We start from the raw sequence: 24,362 nt of genomic DNA on the forward strand, positions 1-24,362 counted from the left end.
GGAATGGAGAACGGTCATGGAACTCTCATCCCAGCAACTGGCCTTGAAGGAAAAGGCTGCGGCGCTCTCGAACGGGATGATACGGACGCGTGCTGCCGACATCGATCAGTCGCGTGAATATCCATGGGACGTCGTCGAGGCGCTGAAGGCCGAGCGCTTCATGGGAATGACCATTCCGCCGGAATATGGCGGCGAGGGTCGGAGCTTCCTCGACACGGTGTTGGTCATCGAGGAAATCGCCCGGTCCTGTACCGTCTCCGCGCGCATCGTGGTCGAGGCCAATATGGGCGCCATCTCGACCGTCATGGCCTATGGGACCGAGGCGCAGAAGAAGCGCGCTGCCGATCTCGTCCTCGGGGGCGACAAGCCGGCCATTTGCATCACGGAGCCCGATGCGGGGAGCGATGCGAGCGGAATGACCACGCGAGCCGACAAACGTGGCAACCGCTACGTGCTCAACGGCAGGAAGCATTGGATCACCGGCGCCGGGGTGTCCCGCCTTCACCTGATCTTTGCCCGTGTGTTCGATGAGAGTGGCGAGGAGCTGGGCGTCGGTGGCTTCCTGGCCATACGCGGCGAGGTGCAAGGCCTCCGCGTCAGCAAGCGCGAAACGACGATGGGGCTGTGCGGCATGCCCGAGGGCGAGCTCGTCTTCGAGGACCTCGAGATCACGCCGGACATGGTGCTGCTGCCTCCATCGGGCTTCAAGCGCGGCTTTGCCGACCTCATCAATGCCTACAACAGTCAGCGCGTCGGCGCCGGCACGGTCGCCATGGGGATTGCGGCCGGCGCACTGGAGCACGCCATCGCATGGGCGAAGACGCGCGAGCAGTTCGGCCGGCCGATCGGCGAGTTTCAAGGTCTGCACTGGATGCTCGCCGACATGCAGACGCAACTGACCGCATCGCGCCTGATGCTGCACGCGGCTGCTGCTTCACGCGGACCGGGCGGCAGCTCGTTCCCGGATCCAATGCTTGCCGCCCAGGCGAAGATCTTCGCCTCGGAAGCCGCGATCAAGATCGTCAATGACGCCCTGCAGGTGTTCGGAGCGCGCGGCTATTCGCGCGACTTTCCGCTCGAACGCATGGCGCGCGATGTCCGCATGTTCACGATCGGCGGCGGCACGGCTCAGGTGCTGCGCACTTTGGTAGCTGGCAAGGTCCTGGGCTGGAAGCTGCCGCAGACGCGCGATGGCTACGTCGCGTCGAGGGACCTTACGGAAAAGAACTAGGGCGCCGTCGTGAGTGACTGCGGCGTCCGGATTGGGACTCGAGGGAGAGGTGCAGAGATGACAGAGTTCGTAACGCCGCAGAAGATGGCGGAGATGATTCCGTCGGGGTGCAAGCTTGGTTTGGCGCCGGATGACTACGGCGCGTCGCCCAGATTGGTTCGGATGCTGATCGATCGCGGCATTCGTGATCTCCATGTGGTCTGTGCGCCGATTGGCGGCATGCAGGTCGATATGTTGATCGGCGCCGGCGCTGTGGCTACGCTGGAGACGAGCGCCGTCAGTCTCGGCGAAGCGGGCGGTGCGCCCTGTTTCAGCCGGGCTGTCCGCGACGGATCCATTCGCCTTCGTGATGCCACTTGTCCCGCGGTGTTCGCGGGCCTGACCGCCGCGGAGAAGGGGGTTCCGTTCATGCCGATCCGCGGCATCATCGGTAGCGACGTCCTAGAGAAACGGGACGACTGGAAGGTGACGTCCAACCCGTTCGACGATGGTGAGCAGATCGTCGTTGTCTCGGCGATTCAGCCCGACATCGCCTTGTTTCATGCGCCTGAAGCGGACCGGTTTGGCAACGTTCGGCTGGGGCGTCGGCGCGAGGTGATGTTGCTGGCCCATGCGTCGAAGAAGGCGTTCGTGACCGTCGAGCGCATCTCTGATGTGTCGCTGCTCGAGGATGAGAAAATGGCCGCGGGCGTCTTGCCCGCGATCTACGTGAGTGCGGTGGCACAGCTTCAGAACGGTGGATGGCCCACGGGGCTTTACGCGGAGTATCCCAGGGACGGGCAGGAGATCGAGAAATACGCCCGAGCGGCGCGCTCCCCGGAAGGATTTTTGGCCTACGTCCGGGACTCCAGGAGCGCCGCATGAGCGAGGCGTGCACCAGCCGTGAGTTGATGATCTACACGATCTCGCGGCTGCTGAAGGGCGTGCGGCATGTTGCGGTTGGTCAATCGTCGCCGATGCCGGCGGCTGGAGCGATGCTGTTGCGGGCGATTAACCAGCGTGACGGACTGGAGCACGTGCAGGTCTCGATCCTCGGCTCGGTCAAGCACAATTCCTTCACCGGCGGTGCCGAGGAGTTGTTCGATTGTGCCGCGCAGGGACGCCTCGACGCCTTCTTTCTCGGCGGAGGCCAGATCGACGGCCAGGGCAATGTCAATCTCGTCGGCACCGGCGACTATCCGAACAATCCCGTCCGATGGCCCGGCTCGTTCGGCTCGGCCTACCTGTATTTCCTGGTTCCGCGGGTCATACTGTTCCGTGAAGAGCATAGCTTGCGATCCCTGGTCGAGCGCGTCGACTTCGTGTCTGCGCCTGGTGTTACCGACGAGACGGTCTATCGGCGCGGCGGGCCTCATGCGCTGCTGACCAATGCGGCGCTGTTTTCCTTCGAACGAGAGGCGGGACGTTTCCGTCTCGAAAGCACGCATCCCGGCCACGATTGGCGCGACATTCGCGGCACGACGGGCTTCGCGTACGATAACGAGCAATGCGAGGCCACGACGCCGTCGCCGGACGAGGCGACACTGGCATTGATCCGGGGACGGATTCGCGAGGAACTGCGCGAATGCTATCCGCAGTTCGCGGGCAATATGCCGGGTCCGTGTTAGGATCTCGCGTCTGGCATTTTGCGACTTATGTCAATTTAGGGCGCGTACTCGCCTGCTTCGCGATGGGGGGCAACTCGCCCCTTATCAAAGCGCTTGGCTTGAGGATGCCTATGCGTGGCTGAACGCCCATCTACCTTGTCCGCCATTCTCAACGAGCAACTGGGGACCAGAAGCAGTTTCTTGGTTTAAGGACACGGCCGAACCCTCGATTAAAAAGATGTGGGAAATCGCGGTTCTGCTCGAAGAGCATGGCACCGCAGTGCGCCTTCTCAGATCGAAGAACCCGGGAAAGATTATCTATGAGGACGACTTCCAGATCGTAGTTCGGGAGTGGAAGCGCCTTTAGACGGGAGCCGAACGCCCCTGTCTCCTTTGGGTCAGGCATCGAAGAACTCAGAACGAGTATCCCGGCTGCTCTGCCCCTCATTGCCGACAGGAAAGACTTCGGATCGAGTTTGTCGCGAAGGGCCAGAAGCTGAAGTGTCCGTTATCGCGGTCGTGTGCTATTCCGTTCTGGCGCCGTCAGCCCGCACCAAATAGGGAGCTGCAATGAGCCGATCCATAAAGGTCGCTGCAGGATTGTTTGATAGTCGACCGTATGGCTTTGCTGAGGTCGCAGTCGTCCGGACGCCGTTCGGCGACGTTGCAAATGTTTCTGGCCAAGTCGCTTGGGATGCCGATCGAAAAATCATTGGTGTCGGTGACATCGCGCGTCAACTTGAAAAGAGCCTCGAAAATCTAGCTGTCGCACTGGCTTCGGTTGGCGCGACGCTCAATGACGTCGGCGCACTTCGCCTCTACATCAAGCAGGAATATCTGCACGAAAGCGAGGCGATCAGTGGCGCGCTCAGGGCAACATTCGGAGACAATCCGCCTTGCGCAACGTGGATGGGGTTGCCGAGCCTCGCCAACGACGCGTTCCTGATTGAGGTGGAGCCTTCCAGCGTTTTCCTTGCGCGCGTCGTGTGAACGTCCGCTTTGGGGTCACAAGCTGACGCGTGGCGGGCAGTGCGGCAAGGTCAACTATGGGCCAATTGCAGACGTCCGCCGTCCGTCAGTCGGGCTTGTTAGAGGTGGCATCACGGCGTTCGGACTGGCTCGACTGGACGACTTGGGTTTTCTGCATGACGACGCAAAAATGTACGTATGACCGATCATCACCAGTGCGGTCTCCGGTCAAAAATTGATCTGAAAGTTCAAGCCGCCATAGACGCCTTTGCCGTAGTTGCTATCGCGGACATAGCCGAGCGAAACGCCCGTATTCATGCTGCCGACGGTAAACCCCGTAATGTGTCCTCCAAGACGAAGCTGGTTGTAGGTCCAGCTGCCTGAATAGGCCGCTTCAGGTCCCACAAAAATATTTGGGGCGATTGCAATGCCTGTCTTGCCCTGCGCGTAATAGAACTCGGATGCAGTATTGTAGTGTGCTTGGACATAGACCATCGTTTGGTCAGTTGGCTTGCCGTACAGCGAAGTGAGCACCTTCAGTCCGTACAGCTGTGCGTCGGATCGCGGCAAGCCAGGCGCGGCATAGACGTGACTGTTCACGCCCGTCACGCCGGCGGCGACAAGCCATGACCAGCCATGCGGGGTGAATTGGTATCCCGCGAGCAGATCCAGCGTTGCATCGAGCCCGACCCGTTTCTGGCCGTTTTCCACAAAGCTGTAGCGGCGGGCTGAGGCAATGCCTTCCACGCGCCAGCCAGGCTCCCACAAGGTCCCGAACGGAGAATACAAGGCCGTAAGGTCAGTGTAAAAAGCGCCGTAGGATGCAAAATCGCTAGTACTCTGCAGTGAAAGGCGCGGCGGCTCCTCTGCGGCTGCGACGCCTGCCAAACTAGCCGTCAAGACCGAAGCGAAGCCCTTTAGCAACTTCACCGGCTCCCTCCGACGGCATGTAATCGGTGAAATGCCATGTCATTACACCTGGAGGTTCGACTGCCTAGCAAGCGTCGTCGCTTCTCCGCGCGCGTAATGGCCGGGTTTTCGTACCCAGATACCAGCTCTGATATCTTCGACGGCATCGCGCCATCCAATCAGGCTCCAGATTCCATACAAAAGAAACACGGCATTTGCTGCAGAGAAGCTAGAGAAGAGCACGCTACCTCCCCACAGATTGGCTGCGGCCGAAACAAGGGAAGTAGTCAGAAGACCGACCAAGAAGATCAGATGGGACGGCGGCGCTGCGGTCCGGCCCTCGATCTTGGGAGTGCGGGCGAACGCACTCTTACGCCCAGTAACTAATTGCTCCAGGGATCGGTAGACTCCAGCGAGATTAACAGGCACGAGCAACAGCGTCAGCGCATAGATCCGCACCGCATCCGACCATTTGTATCCGCACCGGATAAGGTCTCGTCCATACAAGAGGTAATACGGCGCCGCAGCCAACGGAAACCAAATGTTCGAGAATCCCTCGCCGAAGGGAACCACGAGAAGTAACAACAAGCCGACATTGGCGAGCGCGGGAGAGATTAGGTAGTGAGACCGAACGAATGTTTCGAGGCCGCCCGCGCGGGCCGAGCCGCGACCACGCCAATGCGCAAGAAGGCTCGGCAATATGATCAGGCCGCCATTTGCCCAGCGACGCCGCTGAATGACAAGCGCGCCGAAGTCAGGAGGCGTGGCGCTATATGCGAGCCGTTCGGGATGATTGTGCAGGCGCCATCCCTTTGCGACGAGGTCGATCGTCGAGCCCGTGTCTTCAATAAGCGTTTTGTCTTGGATAAAAACGGGCACGGCATGACCACGTTCCGTCGTCATGGCTTTGATGTCGTGCAAAGCCGAATGGCGTAGCACCGCGTTGGCGCCTACCCAGAAGGTTGCGTTGTAGGCAGTAAATCCTTGATGGACGAGGTATTGAATATCGGTAGTTGCAGCTGCAACTCGCTCCAGCCTTGAAGGTGAATTCGGATAGGCGGAGTACGGCGTCTGTGCAATGGCAATTGCTGGATCTGCCTGCATGATAGAGACGAGCTTGCCGATATAGTTGGGCAGGATGATACTGTCGGCATCAATGGTGAGGACGTAATCTGCCGCTGGCACAATGAGGTCTGCCTCGCCTTCGGGACAGTCTTTGAGAACCAACCTGCCATCAGATCCCTTGGATACCTGAAAGGCGCGTCCAATCAGGCCAATATAGCTGTTGAGGTTCATGGCCTTATTCGGCGCATGAGAGAGGTTTCCAAATCGCTTGCGCTCAAAGCAGCCGATCGGCACCTCGAAAAGGCTGACCAAACGTCTGTACTCGGAGCGAATGCGCTCAAGATCGAGGTCCGCTGGATTGCGAAGAGCGTCGGCAAGCCTCCGATATTCGGCATCGAGCTGACCGATGACTTCGCGAGCGAAAACTTCGTCTCCATGAGCAAACACCGGCTGAGAACGCTCCGCGTAAAGCAGCCCCAGCCCGCTCACGAAATCAGCGGCTTCTACGTAAAGTCCGGCGAGGACGATGCCCTCTTTCTCCAGGGAGAAGCCGGTCGAGGTACGGCGAACGTTGAAGTCATCGGCGGCCGTGTGAAATCGCTGCGACACTCCGCGGAAAAGATCATGCAGTTCAGAGACCAGCGCGCGCGCGGCCTCAAGTCCCGTCAAATCGGTCCCTTTGCTCGTCGGTGGATCGTCAAGGAGCAGTGTGATTCGCCGATTTGGATGCTCGGAAAGAGCCGCCGACAAAACCGTCTGCATTATAACCGGGATCTGCTCTTTGTAGGACGGTATGAGGATGCTGATCCGTGGCGCTTCCGTATCTTTGGCCGGGCGGCAGTGGTTTGCCTCCTCGCGGTGGGCGGCATGCCGTCTGATCTCGCCAAGTCGCGTCAACTGATAAACGATGTTCCCGTAAAACAGGCTGATCACGGCAGCACAGAAAACCAACGTCAGGAAGGCTTTCTGCAGGAAAGGGCCATTGAAGGCCGGTTCTAAACCAGAAAGGACGGTGGTGAGGCCAAGCGCAAACGCGAGCGTGCTCACGCCCGCGGCGACGCGGGTCAACAGGATCTCGTGCTTCATTTAGGAATGATGCCCCAGTGTTGCGGAAGTGCGGTGATGACGGATTTGCGGGCGCCAAATGCGAGGTGAAAGGTGACGCAAATGCGACCCGGATCGTGGGAAAAGGTGGCAATCCGCGTGCATTTTACGGCATCCGCATCTTCTAAAACCAACGTTTGGCGGCCGCATCGCGAGCGCTCAAGTTGCTGGAGGAGGCCGTGCAGCTAACCCGAGATCTGCATCGGCATCAGGAAGAACGGGCAAAGCGGCGTGTGGACATCTATCAGCCACTTGAAGTTTGGGATCCTTACGAGGCTGAGCTGCTCGCGCAACCAGCCGCCTCTAACAAAGCATCTGCCAAGTTTGGATCGACTGCTAGCGACGTCATTCGGCGATTTCCGCATTGGGTCAAAAGCGGAATATTGGAGCTGCTCAAGACACGATCTGCTCTGCCTCCCAAAGCGGACAAGCCAGAGCTTCAGCTGAACGTTGCCATCGGGCCATGAGCGGACTGGGTCTACCCAGGTGGGTCGGCTTTTCCACGGCGGCTAAAGGCAATGCGAGCGTGGCAAGGCCCTGCCGACGACGGAATTACTGGCTTGCCGCCGCAGCGGCGGTCGCCACATATTTCGTGTAGAATTCGGCGACCCGGCCGCGCCACATGCCGACGAACGCCTCGGACGTCACGTTGTCCACCGATTTCCAGGTGCGCTTGAAGGCGGGAAGTGCATTGCCCCAAATCGCGCGTTTGCACCACCTCTCACCCTTCTCCTTGCCCTCGCTGGTGGCGCACATGGATTTCCAGGCGGTGCGAGCGGGCCGGCTAATGTGCTGAGCGGCGCCTTCCCAGCCCTGCTGATGGATCAGGTAAAGATCGCTCATGTCCGGCGTCCGGTGCGTGATCCACCCGAACTGGACGCCTTCGGTAATGATTTTGTAGGCGGCCGCAACGGCGTTGTCCCGCGGATTGCGAATCTGCCCGAAGCCGAACTTCCCGAACTCGTAGTGGCTCAGCTGAAACAGACCAATATACGACCCGGTGCGTTGATTGGGGTTGAAACCGGATTCGATCTTTGCAACCGCCATCATGAAATTGAAATCGAGACCAAACGCGTCGGAAGCGCGCTTGATCTCTTCGGCCGGCGTTCCGACCGGAATGTCCTTGAACGCACGCAAGACGATCTCCGCCGGTTTCTCGGCAGGCGGCAGTTCGGACCAGACGTAGTAGACCAGATAGCGGAAATCCTGCGTCGACGCCGCTTTCGGAGCATCGCTTGACGCATCGCGCGCTGCCGGCAGCGGTTGGACGATATCCTGTCCCAACGACGCCAATTTTGGCGCGACGGGCTCATCGACGAGCTCGGCCCCGGTGCTCAACGGCCCGGAACCTGCTGACGTCACCGACCCAGGCTCTGCTCTTTCTGCCCGAAGCGCTGCCGCAAGTCTGGCGGATGCCTCTTCGTACAACGCAGGTGTCACCATGTTCGCAGGAGCTGTGATGTTCGCAGGAGCCGCTATGTTCGCTGCAGCTTCCGGCATGACATCCGGTACCGTCCCGGCCAGTCTGTTACCCGCGGCCAGACAAAGTCCCACGGATGCGAGAGCCGCCACGATGCAGCTGGTCTGCCAAACCTTCATTACCCGAAGTCCAGGGATGGCTTCTGTACAAAGGCTGTTCGCATGTCCTTGCGCCTGTGGGTGAGGGTTCTTCGTAGAATCTTAAGGTTTAAATGTGGTGAACGAGGCAGGCCTTCTGCCGCGCCATCATCCGATGTGTCCCGATTTGGGTCACAAGCGGCCCCGGCGGGAGGCGCTCGTGAGGCGCGGCCATGGGTCCTTTTTCGGCGGACGCACCGGGATCATTGGCTGGTCGATGTTCGCTTTTGCCCATAAGCGGCGACCGGGGCTGGGCCGGGAGCGTTGCGGTCGGACGGCCCCTCATGATTCAAACTCCCAAACTTGGAACGCCGTAATGAATCCGCGTCCTGGTATCTTCGTGGCCCGGGTCCTCGATCTAAGTCCACGATCCCCCGTATCTCGGCTACTGTGCATGGGGTGTTTCCTCGCTTTTGGTCGACCGCTCCCCGCGGGTGCTTCCGTCTGCCGTCGATAGCCTGTTCAAAATTCGCTTTACAAGAATTCGGATATACCGTATGTTTCGCGCATCCCGCCCGCCACAAGGGGCGTTTCGCGATCGTCACGGGACGCGGGCTGGGAGGCGGTGGCCGCGACGGCGTCGGCGCGCTGGGCAGGCTGCAGGGCGGGATTTCCCGTGAGCAGCGGCACGCGCGATACGACACGGCGCTGACAGCGTCCTCGTTCGGCCGCGATGGCGAGCGCACGCCAGCCGTCGCGGACAGGAGCGGGGATGTGCGCGGACGGCAAAATCGTGTGGTCCTGACGCCCGGGGTCTGTGCGTCAAGTGTTGCGGTGATGCGGCGGCCCAACCGGGTTCGCGCATCAGCCATCCGCAAGGCGACGGGGGCAATAGTGCATCGCTCCCCGAGGAGAGCACGACATAAGCCGTAAAACCATCCGCGCAGGGAAGGCCGGTCGTTGCGGCGTCACCTGTAGTCCACCCCGTGCGCGTCTTGTTCGCACACGGGACCGCGGGTGCCAGCCGGCGCCCGGCCTTCCCTGCGCCCTTTCTTAAGAAAGGGAGCACCGAAGAGAGCAAAGCTCGGGCGAAATGAGCCGCGGGAACGCGAAAGTGCGTCTACGATGACGATGCGATTGGAAAGAGCGACGCCGCCCCCACACACTCCGTCATTGCGAGCGCAGCGCCCGCCTCACGCGCTCTCCGTCTCCCGGTGCACGTCGTGCACGACGAGGCCCATGCCTTCGTCCGGCATCTTGATCCAGTCGCGCCGCTTAAGCGTCCGCTTGGTGTCTTCGTAGCCGCTTCCCCAGTGCTCGCGCATCGAGGTGCCCGAGAATTCGTGGTCCTTGGCGTCGCCCTCATAGGCCTTCTGCTGATAGATCAGATGCAGGATCGCGATCTCCGGCATGTTGCGCAGGCTCGACTTGAGCTTGCGCTCCTCCTCGGAGAGCTGCTCGTCCGGCAGCTTCGCCAGCGCCTTGTAGAGCAGGACCTTGAGATTGTGGGTGCGGCGGTAGACGTCGGTGTTGTGGCGGGTGCGGGAGGAATACATGATGTCCTTGTGGCGGGCCATCACGTCCTGGATCGAGCGCGGCAGCACACCCCTCGCGCTGAACAGGTCGACCTGGAACACCAGCGAATTGAGCGCGTCCTCCTGGTCGAGCAGGTGCTGCAGCGGGGTGTTGGAGACGATGCCGCCATCCCAGAAATGATCGGTGCCGATCCGCACCATCGGCAGCGCCGGCGGCAGGGCGCCGGAGGCCATGATGTGCTCCGGCTCGATCTCGTCATGGGCGTTGTCGAAATAGATGAAATTGCCCGAGAGCACGTTCACCGCGCCGACCGCGAAGCGGACCTTCTTCTCGTTGATGAGGTCGAAGTCGACGAGCTCGAGCAGGCTCTCCTTCAACGGCATCGTGTCGTAATAGCTGGTGGCGGTGCGTGCGCCGACCGGGCTGAGCCAGGGATTGACCTGGTGCGGGGTGAAGAATCCGGGCTGGCCCATCGCCGAGGTCATCCACGCGCTGGTGAAGTTGCGCCACTGGCGGAAGACGTCGCCGTCGGGCGTGTAGTGCCAGATCTTGCGGTTGGTGATGCGCTCCCAGAAGGTGCGCAGCGCCTCAAGACGCTTCTCCGGCCTGTTGCCGGCGATGATGGCGGAGTTGATCGCGCCGATCGAGACGCCGCAAACCCAGTCGGGCTCGATGCCGGCCTCGTGCAGCGCCTGATAGACGCCGGCCTGGTAGGCACCGAGCGCACCGCCGCCCTGCAGCACCAGCGCGACCCGATCGCAGCGCTCAGGCCGCCAGCCGTGCGCGGGAGGCTGATGCGTCTGATGGGTCGGTTGCGGCGTGCGGGCGTCCATGGCGTGCCTCCTGCGTGCGCCGAACGATTACGTCCCGCCGTGACGCGCTGATGACAATTGCGGCTCGCCTGCATCGTCTGCATGCAAGGCAGCTGCACCGGAAATGATGAGAGGTCACGCCCCTGACGGAAATCCATCACATCGCAGTCAACGAGGGCCGCTAGCAATTCGCGCCAAGCCTGTCGCGGCCGGGGCGGGCATCACAGAAGGCATCACGCGAGGAGACCAGCGATGCGCAGGGAAGATTTGCTGAAACTTCCGTCCATGCCGGCCGCCGGGCCGAGCTATCCGGCTGGGCCGTACCGCTTCGTCAATCGCGAATTCCTCGTCATCACCTACGAGACCGATCCCGACTTGATCCGGGCCGGACTGCCTGAGCCGCTGGAGCCGATCAGCCAGCCGATCGTGCATTACGAATGGATCAGGATGCCCGACTCCTCCGGCTTCGGCAGCTACACCGAGTCCGGCCTCGTCATCCCCGCGCGCCTCAATGGCGAGGAGGTCAATTTCGTCTCGCAGATGTACCTGGACGATGATCCGCCGATCGCGGCCGGCCGCGAGATCTGGGGCTTTCCCAAGAAATACGCCCACCCAAAACTCGAGATCGTCAAGGACACGCTGACGGGCACGCTGGAATATGCCGGCCAGCTCGTCGCCATGGGCACCATGGGTTACAAGCACGAAAGCATGGCCGGCAACGGCGATCTGACCCGCGCCACGCTGTCGAAGACGCAGATCAATCTGAAGATGATCCCGGGCGTGGATGGTCGTCTCGAAGTCTGCCAGCTTGTCGCGATCAATCTCACCGACATCGTGCCGAAAGGCTCCTGGATGGGACCCGGCCGGCTGCATCTGGTGCCGCACGTCAACGCCCCCGTTGCGGATTTCCCGGTCCGTCGCTGTATCGGCGCGCATCACTACATCGCCGACCTGACGCTGCCGTTCGGCCGTGTCGTGCATGACTACATCAGGGAAGCCGAGGCGGCGGCGACGGGGCTCGCGGCCGAATAGGCGCCATCATCAAACTGTAACACTGGCGTAATTGAGTACCCGCGTGGGTTCGGAAGATGCCGTTAGCCATCTTCCGAATCCGGGGCATTGTTGACGGTTGGAGTTGGCCATGGCGGAGCCGGCAAAGCTGGTCAGCGCGACAACGAATGCCGAACCGGCCATTCCCGGGCTGGTCTGGGCGTTTCGCCTGCACAGCGACGGCGGTGCCGAGGCGCTGCCGATCGACCAGCCGATCGAGTTCAGCCATGACGGCCGGCTCTGGCTGCATTTCAACCTGACCGACGCGCGCGTGCGACCGTGGATCGCCGCATCGCAGTTGCCGCCGCTCGCGCGCGAGCTCTTGCTGTCGAACGATACGTTCCAGCAGCTTCACGTCATCGATCACTGCGTCTACGGCGTGTTCTCCGACCTCGTGCGCGAGATCGACAGCCCGACGGAGGAGACCGCGTTCCTGCGCTTTGCCATGACCGAGCGCCTCCTGGTCAGCGGCCGCCATCAGACGCTCTGCTCGGCGGATGCGACGCGCCGCGTCCTCGAAGGCGGTTACCGCGTCGACAATGTCGCCCATCTCCTGGAGAAGATCGTCGACGAGGTCGCCGACACGCTGGACAGGATGGCCGACAAGCTGGGCCAGGAGATCGACGACATCGAGGAGCGCATCCTAGCCGACGATGCAAAACCGGAGATGCGCCGCAATCTTGGCCGCCTGCGCCGGACCTGTGTGAGATTGCACCGGCAGCTCACCGGCCTGCGCGTGCTGTTTCACCGGCTCGACCAGAAGAACACCGATCACCTCTCGCCCGCCTTGCGGATCCAGGCCGGCAAGCTCGCGCAGCGGCTCGATGGCCTCGACCACGACATCGTCGAGCTCAGGGAGCGCAGTCGCCTGCTCGAGGAGGAGCTGCGCTTCAAGAACGAGGAAGAGAGCAACCGTCATCTCCATACGCTCTCGATCGTGACCTCGCTGTTGCTGCCGCCGACGCTGATCACCGGCATCTTCGGCATGAACACCAAGGGCCTGCCGCTGACCGAGGTCGAGAGTGGATTCCTCTGGGCGGCGGTGCTGATGGCCTGCTCGGTTGCCACGGCCTATCTCTTCATGCGGCGCACGGGCATCTTCAAGTAGCGTATTGATCGTGAGTTGGCGTGCCCAGAGATCTCCGTTGCGATGCGCGGCCACGATTGCGCTGGCGTGCACGGCGGGGAACACCAGTGCGTTTGGCGGCGCCAAGGATGAGAGCGCGGCCCCATGGTTGTTTCCGAAATGGTTCAACGAGTGGCATGACGGTCTCGCAGGCAAGGGCCTGAATTTCGGCGCGACCTACATCGCCGACAATATCGCCAACGTCTCCGGCGGCGTGAAGCGCGGCGCCATCCATTTCGGCCGCCTCGATCTGTCGGTCGATGCCGACCTCGACAAGCTCGTCGGCTGGACCGGCGGGCGATTCTACGCCAATGCCTTCGTCATCTACGGCCAGGGACTCAGCCGCAACTACGTGATGAACCTCGCAACCATCAGCGAAATCGAGGCGCTGCCGGATCAGCGGCTCTACAATGCGTATTTCGAGCAGAGCCTCTTCAATGACCGCCTGAACATCAGGGCAGGTCAGCAAGCCGCCGACGTCGAGTTTTTCGACAGCCAGACCGACGACCTCTTCATCAACGGCACCTTCGGCTGGCCCGCGATCAAAGCCTCCAACTTACCCGCTGGCGGTCCGGCGCCGCCGATCGCGGTGCCCGGCATCCGCATCAAGGCCACGCTGACCGACAGGATCACCGCCTATGGCGCGGTGTTCAACGGCGATCCGGCAGGGCCGGGCGAGATCGATCCGCAGCTGCGCGACCATCACGGTCTCGCATTCCGCGTCAACGATCCGCCGTGGGTGATCGGGCAGGTCCGCTTCAGCTACGTCCTCGATATCGGCACCCGTCCGCTCGCCGGCAATTTCACGCCGGGTGCCTGGAAGCATTACGGCTCATTCGACAGCCAGCGTTTTACGGCGGAGGGCCGCTCGATCGCCGACCCCGGCGGAAGCGGCATCCCCGCGAAACTTGGCGGCAATTACGGAATCTTCGCCGTCATCGAGCAGGTGCTCTATCGGCCGCCGGAGGTGAAGGAGAACAGCACCTCGGCCTCGCTCCCCGGCATCACGGCGTTCGGCCGCATCGCCTACAGCCCGCCGGATCGCAATCTGATCGACCTGTACATGGACGGCGGCATCGGCTTTGTCGGCTTCACGCCGGGCCGTCCGCTCGACCGGTTCGGCGTGGCGATGGCCTACATGCGGATTTCGAACACCGCCCGCAATCTCGATCTCGACACGCAGGCCTTCACCGGCGTCCAGAGTCCGGTGCGCAGCAACGAGACGCTGATCGAGATGATCTACGAGGCGCACGTCAAGCCGGGCTGGCTGGTGGCGCCATATTTCCAATACGTGTTCCGTCCCTCGGGCGGCATTCCGAACCCGAACGATCCGAACGGCGTCTCGCGGATTGGTGACGCCGCGGTGTTCGGCGTCACCAGCACGATCAGGTACTAGGCCATCGCGGCTTGCGGCTTCGGCTTGGTTTGCCGCGACAATGCCAGCACGATCAGCGAGGCGAACACGCAGAGCGCGCCGGCGATGAAGAACGCAGGCAAATAGCTCTGATAGACCGTCCGAGACAGGCCGGCGCCGAAGGCGGCGGTGCCGGCGCCGAGCTGGTGGCCGGCAAAGATCCAGCCGAACACCAGATTGGCGCGCTCGGGTCCGAACTTCTGCGCAGTGAGCCGCACCGTCGGCGGCACGGTCGCGATCCAGTCGAGCCCGTAGAACATCGCGAAGATCGAGAGGCCGTAGAACGAGAAATCGCTGAAGGGCAGGAAGATCAGCGAGAGCCCGCGCAGCCCGTAGTACCAGAACAGGAGGTAGCGGTTGTCGTAGCGGTCCGACAACCAGCCGGACATGATGGTGCCGAAGAAGTCGAAGATGCCCATTGCCGCCAGCAGGCTCGCCGCCTGCACCTGCGGGATGCCGAAATCGAGGCACATCGGGATCAGGTGCACCTGGACAAGGCCGTTGGTCGAGCCGCCGCAGACGAAGAAGGTCGCAAACAGGATCCAGAACGTAGTCGACTTCGAAGCGTCGCGCAGCGTGCCGAGGGCAACGCCCGTGATCGAGCCGTGGCTGACGGGCGGGGCGGGCAGGGGCTCGGTGCCTTCGTCGCCGAACGGGCGCAGGCCCAAATCGCTCGGACGGTCGCGCATCACGAGCAGGATCGCCAGCGCCGAAACGCCGAGCATGATGCAGACGAAGCCGAGGGCGAGGCGCCAGCCGTAGCGTTCGGTGAGGCTCGCCAGCAGCGGGAGGAACACGAGCTGGCCGGTGGCGACACTCGCGGTCAGGATGCCGATAACGAGCCCGCGCCGCGCAGCGAACCAGCGCGTCGCGATGGTGGCGCCCAGCACCATCGCGGTCATGCCGGTGCCAATGCCGATCACCACGCCCCACAGCGCGATGAGCTGCCAGACTTCGGTCATGCCGAGCGAGAGTACCAGCGCGGAAACGACGACCAACTGCGCGACCAGTGTGACGTTGCGCAGGCCATAGCGGTTGAGCAGGGCAGCCGCGAACGGCGCCATCAGTCCGAACAGGATGAAGCGGATCGACAGCGCGGAGGAGATCTCCGCCGTGCTCCAGCCGAACTCCTTCTGCAGCGGAACAATGAACACGCCGGGCGCGCCGACCGTGCCGGCGCTGATCAGCGCGGCGAGGAAGGTCACACCGACCATCATCCAGCCGTAGTGGATGTTGCGGCGGGACAATGCTGCCGCGAGCCAGTTCGAGATCATTGGGCCTCAATCGTGGTTGGCGAGCCCCAAAGAGACCCGCATGATCGTTGCAATCTGGCACAAAAAAGGGAAGTCTGAAATGTCAGACTTCCCTCTATTCCGGACATGTACAGTCAGTGCGCCGACCGCTCGATGGCGATTGCCGTGGCTTCGCCGCCGCCGATGCACAGCGCCGCGACACCGCGTTTGAGATTCTGCGCCTCGAGCGCATGCAGCAGCGTCACGATCAACCGTGCGCCGGTCGCCCCGATGGGATGGCCGAGCGCGCAGGCGCCGCCATTAACGTTCAGCTTCTCGCGGGGAATGCCGAGGTCGCGCTGTGCCGCCATCGCCACGACGGCAAACGCCTCGTTGATCTCGAACAGGTCGACATCGGAAGCAGCCCAGCCGACCTTGTCGAGCAGCTTGCGGATCGCCGGGATCGGTGCCGTGGTGAACCATTGCGGCTCCTGGCTGTGGGTGGCGTGGCCCTTGATCTCGGCGAGAGCAGGCAGGCCGCCTCGATCGGCGAGCGAGCGCTTCGTCAGCACCAGCGCGGCGGCGCCGTCGGCATTCGCGGAGGAGGCGGCCGGCGTGATGGTGCCGTTGGCACGGAACGCCGGCTTCAGGCCGGGAATCTTGGCAGGATCAACCTTCAGCGGATGTTCGTCATTGGCGATCACGCGAGGGCCGGCCTTCTCGGTCAGCGTGATCGGCGCGATCTCGGCCTTGAATGCGCCGCCCTCGACCGCCTTGCGGGCGCGGCTGAGCGTTTCCATCGCATAGGCATCCTGGTCCTTGCGGGTGAATTGGTAGGCTTCGGCCGTGGCCTCGCCGAAATCGCCCATGGAGCGGCCGGTCTCGTAGGCGTCCTCGAGGCCGTCCATCATCATGTGGTCGATGATGCGGTCGTGGCCGGCGCGATAGCCGCCGCGTGCCCTGGCGAGGAGATACGGCGCGTTGCTCATGCTCTCCATGCCGCCGGAGACGACGATCTCGGCCGAGCCGGCGCGGATGATGTCGTGCGCCAGCATGGTCGCCTTCATGCCGGAGCCGCAGACCTTGTTGACGGTGGTCGCGCCCGTGGCGTCGGGCAGCCCCGCCGCGCGCGCGGCCTGGCGTGCGGGCGCCTGGCCCTGGCCGGCCGGCAGCACGCAGCCCATGAAGACCTCGTCGACCTTCTCGGGCGCAAGCTTCGCGCGCTCCAGCGCCGCGCCGATCACATGCGATCCGAGCTTGTGCGCGGGGAGCGGCGACAGCTCGCCCATGAAGCGGCCAAGCGGGGTGCGGGCGGCGGAGACGATGACGACGGGATCGGCGACTTCGGCCATGACAAAATTCCCTGCGGTGATGATTGAGATTATGAGCATCATATGATGCGGCGCAAAAAATGCAACCGCGGCAGGGATGAGAAAATGTCCGGGTTCGGATGAGATTTGGTCGGTCGGGTTGGGGTGGTGGTTGACGCTGGCGCTCCGACGTTGGCGCAGTGGCCCCCCAAAATGACGCGGTCATCGCCCGCCTTGTGCGCAATTGCGCACTGGGGCGGGCGATCCAGTATTCCAGAGGCCAACGTTGGCGAACTCGCTCTTGCAACTGGCGCAGCGGCGTACTGGAGGCCTCGCCTTCGCGGGGCATGACACCGTGTTTGACGCGCCTACCGCTTCCGGTTCACGAACGCCTGCATCAGCCGCGTCGGCTCGTCGGTCAGGAACGACTCGCCGAACACTTTCACGCTCAAATTCACCGACTCCGTCAGCGGCAGTTCCTCCCATTGCCGCAGCAGCGCCTTCTGCGACCGCAGCGCTTCGGGGCCGCATTCGAGCAGCGCCTTGACGACGTGCTCGACCTCGGCATCGAGCCCGCCTTCGGCTGCGACCTTGTCGACCAGTCCCCAGGAGAGCGCCGTCGGCGCGTCGATGTTCTCCGCCGTCATCACCAGCCAGCGCGCGCGGGCCCAACCGATCAGGCGTGGCAGCAGCGCGGCGTGGATCACCGAGGGGATGCCGACGCGGACCTCCGGCATGCCGAAATGCGCATCATGCGCGGCGATGCGGAAATCGCAGGCCGCGGCCACTTCGAGCCCGCCCCCGAGGCACCAGCCGGGCATGCGCGCGATCACCGGAGCAGGGAAGGCGCGCACGGCTTCGCAGAGATCGCGCAGGCGGCCGATGAAGGTTTCGGCCGATGTCTGGTCGAGCTTGGCCATCTCCTTGATGTCGGCGCCGCCGATCATGCTCTTCTCGCTCTGGCCGCGCAGCACCACGACGCGGATGCTGCGGTCGGACGCCAGCTGTTGCAAGCCTTCGCGCACGGCGTCGGTCACGTGCGAGCCGAGAATGTTGAGCAAGCCGGCGTTGCAGATCGCGACATGAACGACGCCGCGCGCATCGCGCGTCACGCCGCAGTGGGTGTTGAGCATTTCCATCGTGGCACTCGAAGGTTTCGTGGACATGCGCGGGGCGCGCCGGTCAGGATCACTTCCGGGCCGAAACGCCCGGCTTGTCAAGCGGGGCGGGGTGGAGTTGCCAGCGCGAAGTCCGCACCATAGTATGATTTATGTAATATAATGAGGCTGACATGACCTGTAGCGATCAACTCGACCTGTTTTCGCCGGCGCAGCGGCGCGAGCGTGTGGTGGAGTGGCAGGTGCCCGCGCCGGTCGCGAAAGTGGCGATGGGCCTATCCGGCATGGACGCCATGCTGGGCATTCGCGACGGCCGGCTGCCGCCGCCGCCTTTCGCGAAACTGATCGGTTTCACGGTGGGGACGGTCGAGCCGGGTCGGGTCGTCGTGGAACTGGAGCCGCGCGAGGATCTCGAAAACACCATCGGTCTCATCCACGGAGCGACCGCCGCCGGGCTGCTCGATACCGCCATGGGCTGCGCCATTTCGACCCGGCTGGAAGCCGGCCAGAGCTCGGTGACTCTCGACCTGAAGCTGGCCTTCCTGCGCCCGCTCTCGGTTCGTTCCGGGCTGATCTCGGCCGAAGGCAAGGTGATCAAGCTGGGGCGGCAGACCAGCTACGCCGAGGGCTTCGTCCGCGACGGCAAGGGCGCCCTTGCGGTGCACGCAACTGCAACGTTCTCCATGATCGCAAGCAACTTAACATGAATTAATGCACCCATTTCGTCGTTTGCGTGTTATGAGATGACCATCGACATCCAATGAGATCCACATGCGCTATTCCCGGGAACACAAGCAGGAAACTCACGGCCGCATCGTGAAGAAAGCTTCGGTGCGGCTGCGCGAGAAGGGGGCCCACGGCATCGGTGTCGCCGATCTCATGAAAGAGGCGGGCCTGACCCATGGCGGCTTCTATGCGCATTTTGATTCGCGCGAGGCGCTGGTGATGGAAGCCTTCGCCTACGCCATGGATCGTTCCATGGACCATTGGCGCAAGCTCACCGATGAGGCCGCTCCTGAAAAGCGCTTGGCGCTGGTCGCCGAGAGCTATCTCTCCACGCTGCATCGCGACAATCCGGGCAGTGGCTGCTCGATCCCCGCCCTCGGCGCCGAGATCGCCCGCGAGAGCCCGAAGACGCGAAAGGCCTTCGCCGGCAAGCTCGACGAGATGATCGAGCTGCTGGCGGACTACATCCCGAACATGCCGCGCAAAGCCGCGCGCAAACAAGCGATCGCGACATTGGCGACGATGGCCGGCACCATGCTGCTGGCGCGCGTTGCCGGGTCGAGCGAGCTCTCGGACGAGGTGTTGAAGGCGGGCAGGGACAGCGCGCTCGACGGCGCGAAGCGCGAGCCGAAGGTGACGGCGGCGAAGAAGGCGAAGCAGAACTAGGCGAGATGCCGTAGGGTGGGCAAAGGCGCGTCAGCGCCGTGCCCACCATTTCTCACGGTTGCGATAGGTGGTGGGCACGCTTCGCTTTGCCCACCCTACCACACCTGCGCTCACCTTCCCGCAAACAGCGCTCGTTCGCGCTCCACGATCTCACTGACGTAATCCGCCACCGCCCTGATCCGTGCCAGATCCTTGCTGTCGGCGTGCATCAGCATCCAGAACGTCCGCGTGATCGAGATCTCCTCCGGCAGCACGGCCACCAGCTGCGGATAATCGCTCGCCATGAAGTGGGGCAGCACCGCGATGCCGAAGCCTGAGAGCGTGGCATTGAGCTGTGCGATCAGATTGGCGCTGCGGAAGCGCGCGGAAATCTTTGGCGAGACCTGCGGCAGGTAGTCGAGCTCCGGCGTGAACAGCAGCTCCTCGATGTAGCCGACGAAGCGGTGCTGCGGCAGCACCTCGCGCGAGGTGATCGTCGGAAAACGGTCGAGATAGGCCGGCGCGGCATAGAGCCCGAGGCGGTAGTCGAGCAGCTTGCGGCCGACGATGCGGCCTTCCTTCGGCATGGTCAGGCTGATGGCGATATCGGCCTCGCGCTTGGAGAGGCTGAATAGCCGTGCGGTGGCCACAAGTTGCAAATCGAGATCGGGATACCGGTCGGCGAAGGGCGCGAGCCGTGGAGCCAGGAAAGCGGTGCCGAATCCGTCGGGAGCGCCAATCCGCACCGTGCCGGTCAGCCGGGCCACCGAGCCGCCGACCTGCTCCTGGTTGGCGACAATGGTTGATTCCATCGCCTCCGCGCTGTCGGCGACGCGCTGGCCGGCCTCGGTGAGCAGGTAGCCGGTCTTGCGCCGGTCGAACAGCTTGGCCGAAAGGTGCTTTTCCAGCCGGTCCACGCGGCGGATGACGGTCGCATGGTCCACGCCGAGCTGTTTTGCCGCAGCCGACACCGAGCCGCCCCTCACGATGGCCAGCACGAAGCGGAAGTCGTCCCAATCGATAGCGCCTTGATCCAGCATTTTCGCACATCTATGGTGCATTATCTCAGACTTGAATCCCAATAAATGCAGGTCGATAGGATTTGTCAAAGCGTTCAAGCTCGACCTCAAGGAGATCATTCCATGCGTTCAGTCGGACATTTCATCGGTGGCAAGGAAGTGAAGGGCACGTCGGGCCGGACGGCAGACGTCTTTGAGCCGATGACCGGTGACGTCCAGGCCAAGGTCGCGCTGGCGTCCAAGGCCGAGGTCCGCGCCGCCGTCGAGAACGCCCGTGCCGCGCAGCCGGAATGGGCCGCCACCAACCCGCAGCGCCGCGCCCGCGTTATGATGAAATTCGTCGAGCTGGTGCAGCGCGACTACGACAAGCTCGCCGAGCTGCTGGCCCGCGAGCACGGCAAGACCGTGCCGGACGCCAAGGGTGACATCCAGCGTGGCCTCGAAGTCGCCGAGTTCGCCTGCGGCATCCCGCATCTGATGAAGGGCGAATACACCGAAGGCGCCGGCCCCGGCATCGACATCTATTCGATGCGGCAGGCGCTCGGCGTCGTTGCCGGCATCACGCCGTTCAATTTCCCGGCGATGATCCCGATGTGGAAGTTCGCGCCTGCGATCGCCTGCGGCAACGCCTTCATCCTGAAGCCGTCGGAGCGCGATCCCGGCGTGCCGATGCTGCTCGCTGAACTCATGATCGAGGCGGGCCTGCCGGCCGGCATCCTCAACGTCGTCAACGGCGACAAGGAGGCAGTCGACGCCATCCTCGACGATCCCGATATCAAGGCCGTCGGCTTCGTCGGCTCGACGCCGATCGCGCAATACATCTACGAGCGCGCCGCGCAAACCGGCAAGCGCTGCCAGTGTTTCGGCGGCGCCAAGAACCACGCCATCATCATGCCCGATGCCGACATGGACCAGGCCGTGGACGCGCTGATCGGCGCCGGCTACGGCTCGGCCGGCGAGCGCTGCATGGCCGTTTCGGTCGCGGTCCCCGTCGGCAAGTCCACCGCCGACCGCCTGATGGAAAAGCTGATCCCGCGCGTCGAGAGCCTCAAGATCGGCACCTCGATCGATCCGTCGGCCGATTACGGTCCGCTGGTGACGCGCGAGGCGGTCGAGAAGGTCAAGAGCTATATCGATATCGGCCTCAAGGAAGGCGCGACGCTCGCCGTCGACGGCCGCGGCTTCAAGATGCAGGGCTACGAGAAGGGCTTTTATCTCGGCGGTTCGCTGTTCGACAACGTCACCAAGGACATGCGGATCTACAAGGAAGAGATCTTTGGCCCGGTGCTCTCGGTCGTGCGTGCGCACGACTACAAGGAAGCGCTGGCGCTGCCGTCGGATCATGACTACGGCAACGGCGTTGCCATCTTCACCCGCGACGGTGACGCTGCGCGCGATTTCGCGGCCAAGGTCAACGTCGGCATGGTCGGCATCAACGTGCCGATCCCGGTGCCGATCGCGTACTACACCTTCGGCGGCTGGAAGAAGTCTGGCTTCGGCGATCTCAACCAGCATGGCCCGGACTCGGTCCGCTTCTACACCAAGACCAAGACGGTGACCTCGCGCTGGCCGTCCGGTGTCAAGGAAGGTGCGGAGTTCTCGATCCCGCTGATGAAGTAAACTCCCTCAGCGGTCATTGCGGGGAGCTCTTGCGGCGAAGCAATCCAGACTATCTCCGCGGGGATGCTGGATTGCTTCGCTGCGCTCGCAATGACGGTGGGGTGAAAGGGTAGGCGGCAGCATGCAGTTCGCTCTGAACGAGGATCAGGTTGCGGTTCGCGACATGGCGTTGGCGTTTGCGGCCGAGAAGATCGCGCCGCACGCGCTGCGCTGGGACGAGGAGAAGCATTTTCCCGTCGACGTGATGCGCGAGGCGGCAACGCTCGGCATGGGCGGCATCTACATCCGCGAGGATGTCGGCGGCTCCGCCATGACACGGTTCGACGCGGCGCTGATCTTTGAGGCGCTGGCAACGGGCTGCCCGACCACCTCGGCCTTCATCTCCATCCACAACATGGCGAGCTGGATGATCGATGCCTTCGGCAGCGACACCCAGCGTCACACATGGCTGCCAAAGCTCTGCACCATGGAGCTGATCGCGAGCTATTGCCTGACCGAGCCGGGCGCCGGCTCGGACGCGGCGGCGCTGCGCACCCGTGCGGTGCGTGATGGCGATCATTACGTCCTCAACGGCCAGAAGCAGTTTATTTCGGGCGCCGGCGGCACGGATCTGCTGGTCGCGATGGTCAGGACCGGAGGCGACGGTCCCGGCGGCATCTCGACCCTGGTCATCGACGGCAAGACGCCCGGTGTCTCCTTCGGCGCCAATGAGCGCAAGATGGGCTGGAACGCGCAGCCGACCCGCGCCGTCATGTTCGAGAACGCGCGCGTGCCGGTCGCCAATCGCCTCGGCGAGGAGGGCATCGGCTTCAAGATCGCGATGGCCGGTCTCGACGGCGGCCGCCTCAACATCACGGCGTGCTCGCTCGGTGGTGCGCAGACCGCGCTCGACAAGGCGCGCAGCTACATGAAGGAGCGCAAGGCGTTCGGAAAGCGGCTCGACGAATTCCAGGCGCTGCAATTCCGCCTTGCCGACATGGCGATCGAACTGGAGGCTGCTCGCACCTTTCTATGGCGCGCTGCGGCGGCGCTGGATCGGAAGGATCCTGATGCCACCATGCTGTGTGCGATGGCCAAGCGGTTCGGCACCGACGTCGGCTTCGAGGTCGCCAACCACGCGCTGCAGCTTCATGGCGGCTATGGCTATCTCAGCGAATACGGCATCGAGAAGATCGTGCGCGATCTGCGCGTGCACCAGATCCTCGAAGGCACCAATGAAATCATGCGGCTCATCGTGGCGCGCAAACTGATCGAGGGCGCGCGATGAGTTCAGTGGAAGAGGGCGATCTGGTCGCCCGAATCGAGGGCGGCGCCGGCATCATCAGGCTCAACCGTCCCAAGGCGATCAACGCCGTCACGCTGGAGATGTTTCGCGACATCGAGAAGGCGCTCGATCGCTTCGAGGCTGATCCTGATGTCGCCGTGATCCTGCTGGAGGGCGCCGGCGAGCGTGGGCTTTGCGCGGGTGGCGACATCCGCGCGCTCTGGGAAAGCTCGAAGGTCAATGGCGACCTCGGCAAAACCCTCTGGCGGGAAGAATACATCCTCAACGCCCGCATCAAGACGTTTCCGAAGCCGTATGTCGCGTTCATGGACGGCATCGTGATGGGCGGCGGCGTCGGGCTCTCCGCCCATGCCAGCCATCGCGTCGTCACCGAACGCACCAAGCTCGCAATGCCTGAGGTCGGGCTCGGCTTCTTCCCCGATGTCGGTGGCACCTTCCTGCTGTCGCGCTCGCCTGGCGAGATCGGTACTTACTTTGGCCTGACCGGCCAGACCATGAACGGGCCCGACGCGATCCACGCGAAATTCGCCGATGCCGTGGTGCCGGTGGCCAAATGGCCGGAGCTGCGCGAGGCGTTGACCAGGGTTCGCCAAGGCGTGACCGCGGCCGAGGTCAGCAAGCTCATCAACGGTGTTGCGACCGGCGAAACCGCCGGGCCGGTCGCCGCCAAGGAGCCGATCATCGATGCGCTGTTCGGCTTCGACCGCATGGAAGACATCTTCGCTGCGCTGAAGCGCGACGGCTCCGAGTTCGCGCTGGCCACGCTGAAGACGCTGAACGAAAAATCGCCGCGCGGCATGGTGGTGACGCTGAAACTGCTGCGACTGGCGCGGACCGCGTCGAGCCTGAAAGAGTGTCTGGTGCGCGAATACCGCGCCGCACTCGAGGTCTTCCGCAGCGATGATTTTCGCGAGGGCGTGCGCGCGGCCGTGATCGACAAGGACCGCAACCCGACCTGGTCGCCACGAGGTATCGAGGATGTGACGCCGCAGATGCTTGCACCGTATCTCGCCGAGATCGGCGCCGACGAGCTGAAGTTCAACTAACA

Annotated in this window: 20 protein-coding genes; 12 read left to right on the forward strand and 8 right to left on the reverse strand. The window is 63.1% G+C overall.

Annotated elements, in window-relative coordinates; all coding sequences use genetic code 11:
• Nucleotides 1–16: 16 nt before the first annotated feature.
• The 4 genes from acdA to IVA81_RS04900 all read left to right on the forward strand — a co-directional run bounded on the left by acdA (nt 17) and on the right by IVA81_RS04900 (nt 3,807).
• Nucleotides 17–1,231, forward strand: a complete 1,215-nt coding sequence (gene acdA / locus IVA81_RS04885) for a 3-sulfinopropanoyl-CoA desulfinase (RefSeq protein WP_247313032.1) — start codon at nt 17–19, stop codon at nt 1,229–1,231.
• A 57-nt stretch (nt 1,232–1,288) separates the two neighbouring features.
• The gene (locus tag IVA81_RS04890) at nt 1,289–2,095 is read left to right on the forward strand and encodes a CoA-transferase (protein WP_247313035.1); all 807 of its coding nucleotides are present in this window, start codon (nt 1,289–1,291) and stop codon (nt 2,093–2,095) included.
• Nucleotides 2,092–2,838 (forward strand): CoA-transferase, encoded by a 747-nt coding sequence (locus IVA81_RS04895; RefSeq protein WP_247313037.1) that lies wholly within the window; start codon nt 2,092–2,094, stop codon nt 2,836–2,838. Before IVA81_RS04890 ends, IVA81_RS04895 begins: the two co-directional genes overlap by 4 nt.
• Before the next feature lie 549 nt (nt 2,839–3,387).
• Nucleotides 3,388–3,807 (forward strand): Rid family hydrolase, encoded by a 420-nt coding sequence (locus IVA81_RS04900; protein WP_247313040.1) that lies wholly within the window; start codon nt 3,388–3,390, stop codon nt 3,805–3,807.
• A gap of 207 nt (nt 3,808–4,014) precedes the next feature.
• Here IVA81_RS04900 and bcsS read toward each other — a convergent pair whose 3' ends face one another.
• From bcsS to IVA81_RS04920, 4 genes are all read right to left on the reverse strand, one after another.
• Nucleotides 4,015–4,716, reverse strand: a complete 702-nt coding sequence (gene bcsS, locus IVA81_RS04905) for a cellulose biosynthesis protein BcsS (protein WP_247313043.1) — start codon at nt 4,714–4,716, stop codon at nt 4,015–4,017.
• Nucleotides 4,717–4,758: 42 nt separating this feature from the next.
• Nucleotides 4,759–6,846, reverse strand: a complete 2,088-nt coding sequence (locus tag IVA81_RS04910) for a glycosyltransferase family 2 protein (protein WP_247313046.1) — start codon at nt 6,844–6,846, stop codon at nt 4,759–4,761.
• A gap of 570 nt (nt 6,847–7,416) precedes the next feature.
• The gene (locus tag IVA81_RS04915; protein WP_247313049.1) at nt 7,417–8,202 is read right to left on the reverse strand and encodes a transglycosylase SLT domain-containing protein; all 786 of its coding nucleotides are present in this window, start codon (nt 8,200–8,202) and stop codon (nt 7,417–7,419) included.
• A gap of 1,412 nt (nt 8,203–9,614) precedes the next feature.
• Nucleotides 9,615–10,790, reverse strand: a complete 1,176-nt coding sequence (locus tag IVA81_RS04920; protein ID WP_247313052.1) for a patatin-like phospholipase family protein — start codon at nt 10,788–10,790, stop codon at nt 9,615–9,617.
• Between the two features lie 231 nt (nt 10,791–11,021).
• On the opposite strand from IVA81_RS04920, the gene IVA81_RS04925 reads away from it, so the two are divergent.
• The 3 genes from IVA81_RS04925 (at nt 11,022) to IVA81_RS04935 (ending at nt 14,341) form a co-directional block, all read left to right on the forward strand.
• On the forward strand, nt 11,022–11,801 hold the full coding sequence (locus IVA81_RS04925) for an acetoacetate decarboxylase (RefSeq protein WP_247313055.1): 780 nt from the start codon (nt 11,022–11,024) through the stop codon (nt 11,799–11,801).
• A gap of 109 nt (nt 11,802–11,910) precedes the next feature.
• The gene (locus IVA81_RS04930; protein ID WP_247313057.1) at nt 11,911–12,927 is read left to right on the forward strand and encodes a transporter; all 1,017 of its coding nucleotides are present in this window, start codon (nt 11,911–11,913) and stop codon (nt 12,925–12,927) included.
• Nucleotides 12,928–12,964: 37 nt separating this feature from the next.
• Entirely contained in the window at nt 12,965–14,341 is a 1,377-nt protein-coding gene (locus IVA81_RS04935) for a carbohydrate porin (protein ID WP_247313061.1), read from the forward strand.
• On the opposite strand, the gene IVA81_RS04940 is transcribed toward IVA81_RS04935, so the two are convergent.
• The 3 genes from IVA81_RS04940 to IVA81_RS04950 all read right to left on the reverse strand — a co-directional run bounded on the left by IVA81_RS04940 (nt 14,338) and on the right by IVA81_RS04950 (nt 18,040).
• Nucleotides 14,338–15,633, reverse strand: coding sequence for an MFS transporter (locus tag IVA81_RS04940; RefSeq protein WP_247313064.1), 1,296 nt, complete (start codon nt 15,631–15,633; stop codon nt 14,338–14,340). The genes IVA81_RS04935 and IVA81_RS04940 overlap by 4 nt on opposite strands.
• Nucleotides 15,634–15,746: 113 nt before the next feature.
• Complete coding sequence (locus IVA81_RS04945; RefSeq protein WP_247313067.1) at nt 15,747–16,943, reverse strand: acetyl-CoA C-acyltransferase; 1,197 nt, start codon at nt 16,941–16,943, stop codon at nt 15,747–15,749.
• 326 nt (nt 16,944–17,269) lie between these two features.
• A complete protein-coding gene (locus IVA81_RS04950; protein ID WP_247313070.1) occupies nt 17,270–18,040 on the reverse strand; it encodes an enoyl-CoA hydratase in 771 nt (256 codons plus the stop codon).
• A 152-nt stretch (nt 18,041–18,192) separates the two neighbouring features.
• On the opposite strand from IVA81_RS04950, the gene IVA81_RS04955 reads away from it, so the two are divergent.
• Together IVA81_RS04955 and IVA81_RS04960 are read left to right on the forward strand one after the other, a co-directional pair.
• Nucleotides 18,193–18,726, forward strand: a complete 534-nt coding sequence (locus IVA81_RS04955; RefSeq protein WP_247313074.1) for a PaaI family thioesterase — start codon at nt 18,193–18,195, stop codon at nt 18,724–18,726.
• Nucleotides 18,727–18,790: 64 nt separating this feature from the next.
• The gene (locus tag IVA81_RS04960) at nt 18,791–19,411 is read left to right on the forward strand and encodes a TetR/AcrR family transcriptional regulator (protein ID WP_247313077.1); all 621 of its coding nucleotides are present in this window, start codon (nt 18,791–18,793) and stop codon (nt 19,409–19,411) included.
• Nucleotides 19,412–19,521: 110 nt separating this feature from the next.
• Here IVA81_RS04960 and IVA81_RS04965 read toward each other — a convergent pair whose 3' ends face one another.
• The gene (locus IVA81_RS04965) at nt 19,522–20,430 is read right to left on the reverse strand and encodes a LysR family transcriptional regulator (protein ID WP_247313080.1); all 909 of its coding nucleotides are present in this window, start codon (nt 20,428–20,430) and stop codon (nt 19,522–19,524) included.
• Nucleotides 20,431–20,532: 102 nt separating this feature from the next.
• On the opposite strand from IVA81_RS04965, the gene IVA81_RS04970 reads away from it, so the two are divergent.
• From IVA81_RS04970 to IVA81_RS04980, 3 genes are all read left to right on the forward strand, one after another.
• Complete coding sequence (locus tag IVA81_RS04970; RefSeq protein ID WP_247313083.1) at nt 20,533–22,029, forward strand: CoA-acylating methylmalonate-semialdehyde dehydrogenase; 1,497 nt, start codon at nt 20,533–20,535, stop codon at nt 22,027–22,029.
• A 121-nt stretch (nt 22,030–22,150) separates the two neighbouring features.
• Nucleotides 22,151–23,296 (forward strand): isobutyryl-CoA dehydrogenase, encoded by a 1,146-nt coding sequence (locus tag IVA81_RS04975; RefSeq protein WP_247313085.1) that lies wholly within the window; start codon nt 22,151–22,153, stop codon nt 23,294–23,296.
• Nucleotides 23,293–24,360, forward strand: coding sequence for an enoyl-CoA hydratase/isomerase family protein (locus IVA81_RS04980; protein ID WP_247313088.1), 1,068 nt, complete (start codon nt 23,293–23,295; stop codon nt 24,358–24,360). Before IVA81_RS04975 ends, IVA81_RS04980 begins: the two co-directional genes overlap by 4 nt.
• The last annotated feature ends 2 nt before the right edge of the window (nt 24,361–24,362 follow it).

It is taken from the genome of Bradyrhizobium sp. 141 (assembly GCF_023074055.1).
GTDB lineage: Bacteria > Pseudomonadota > Alphaproteobacteria > Rhizobiales > Xanthobacteraceae > Bradyrhizobium.

Excerpts from the sequence above, each read along its gene's own strand:
- IVA81_RS04950 (WP_247313070.1), bottom strand. The coding sequence starts at position 18,040 with ATGGAAATGCTCAACACCCACTGCGGCGTGACGCGCGATGCGCGCGGC.
- IVA81_RS04940 (WP_247313064.1), bottom strand. The coding sequence starts at position 15,633 with ATGATCTCGAACTGGCTCGCGGCAGCATTGTCCCGCCGCAACATCCAC.
- IVA81_RS04925 (WP_247313055.1), top strand. The coding sequence starts at position 11,022 with ATGCGCAGGGAAGATTTGCTGAAACTTCCGTCCATGCCGGCCGCCGGG.
- IVA81_RS04955 (WP_247313074.1), top strand. The coding sequence starts at position 18,193 with ATGACCTGTAGCGATCAACTCGACCTGTTTTCGCCGGCGCAGCGGCGC.
- IVA81_RS04975 (WP_247313085.1), top strand. The coding sequence starts at position 22,151 with ATGCAGTTCGCTCTGAACGAGGATCAGGTTGCGGTTCGCGACATGGCG.
- IVA81_RS04945 (WP_247313067.1), bottom strand. The coding sequence starts at position 16,943 with ATGGCCGAAGTCGCCGATCCCGTCGTCATCGTCTCCGCCGCCCGCACC.
- IVA81_RS04900 (WP_247313040.1), top strand. The coding sequence starts at position 3,388 with ATGAGCCGATCCATAAAGGTCGCTGCAGGATTGTTTGATAGTCGACCG.
- IVA81_RS04980 (WP_247313088.1), top strand. The coding sequence starts at position 23,293 with ATGAGTTCAGTGGAAGAGGGCGATCTGGTCGCCCGAATCGAGGGCGGC.
- IVA81_RS04910 (WP_247313046.1), bottom strand. The coding sequence starts at position 6,846 with ATGAAGCACGAGATCCTGTTGACCCGCGTCGCCGCGGGCGTGAGCACG.
- IVA81_RS04960 (WP_247313077.1), top strand. The coding sequence starts at position 18,791 with ATGCGCTATTCCCGGGAACACAAGCAGGAAACTCACGGCCGCATCGTG.
- IVA81_RS04965 (WP_247313080.1), bottom strand. The coding sequence starts at position 20,430 with ATGCTGGATCAAGGCGCTATCGATTGGGACGACTTCCGCTTCGTGCTG.
- acdA (WP_247313032.1), top strand. The coding sequence starts at position 17 with ATGGAACTCTCATCCCAGCAACTGGCCTTGAAGGAAAAGGCTGCGGCG.
- IVA81_RS04895 (WP_247313037.1), top strand. The coding sequence starts at position 2,092 with ATGAGCGAGGCGTGCACCAGCCGTGAGTTGATGATCTACACGATCTCG.
- IVA81_RS04930 (WP_247313057.1), top strand. The coding sequence starts at position 11,911 with ATGGCGGAGCCGGCAAAGCTGGTCAGCGCGACAACGAATGCCGAACCG.
- IVA81_RS04890 (WP_247313035.1), top strand. The coding sequence starts at position 1,289 with ATGACAGAGTTCGTAACGCCGCAGAAGATGGCGGAGATGATTCCGTCG.
- IVA81_RS04970 (WP_247313083.1), top strand. The coding sequence starts at position 20,533 with ATGCGTTCAGTCGGACATTTCATCGGTGGCAAGGAAGTGAAGGGCACG.
- IVA81_RS04920 (WP_247313052.1), bottom strand. The coding sequence starts at position 10,790 with ATGGACGCCCGCACGCCGCAACCGACCCATCAGACGCATCAGCCTCCC.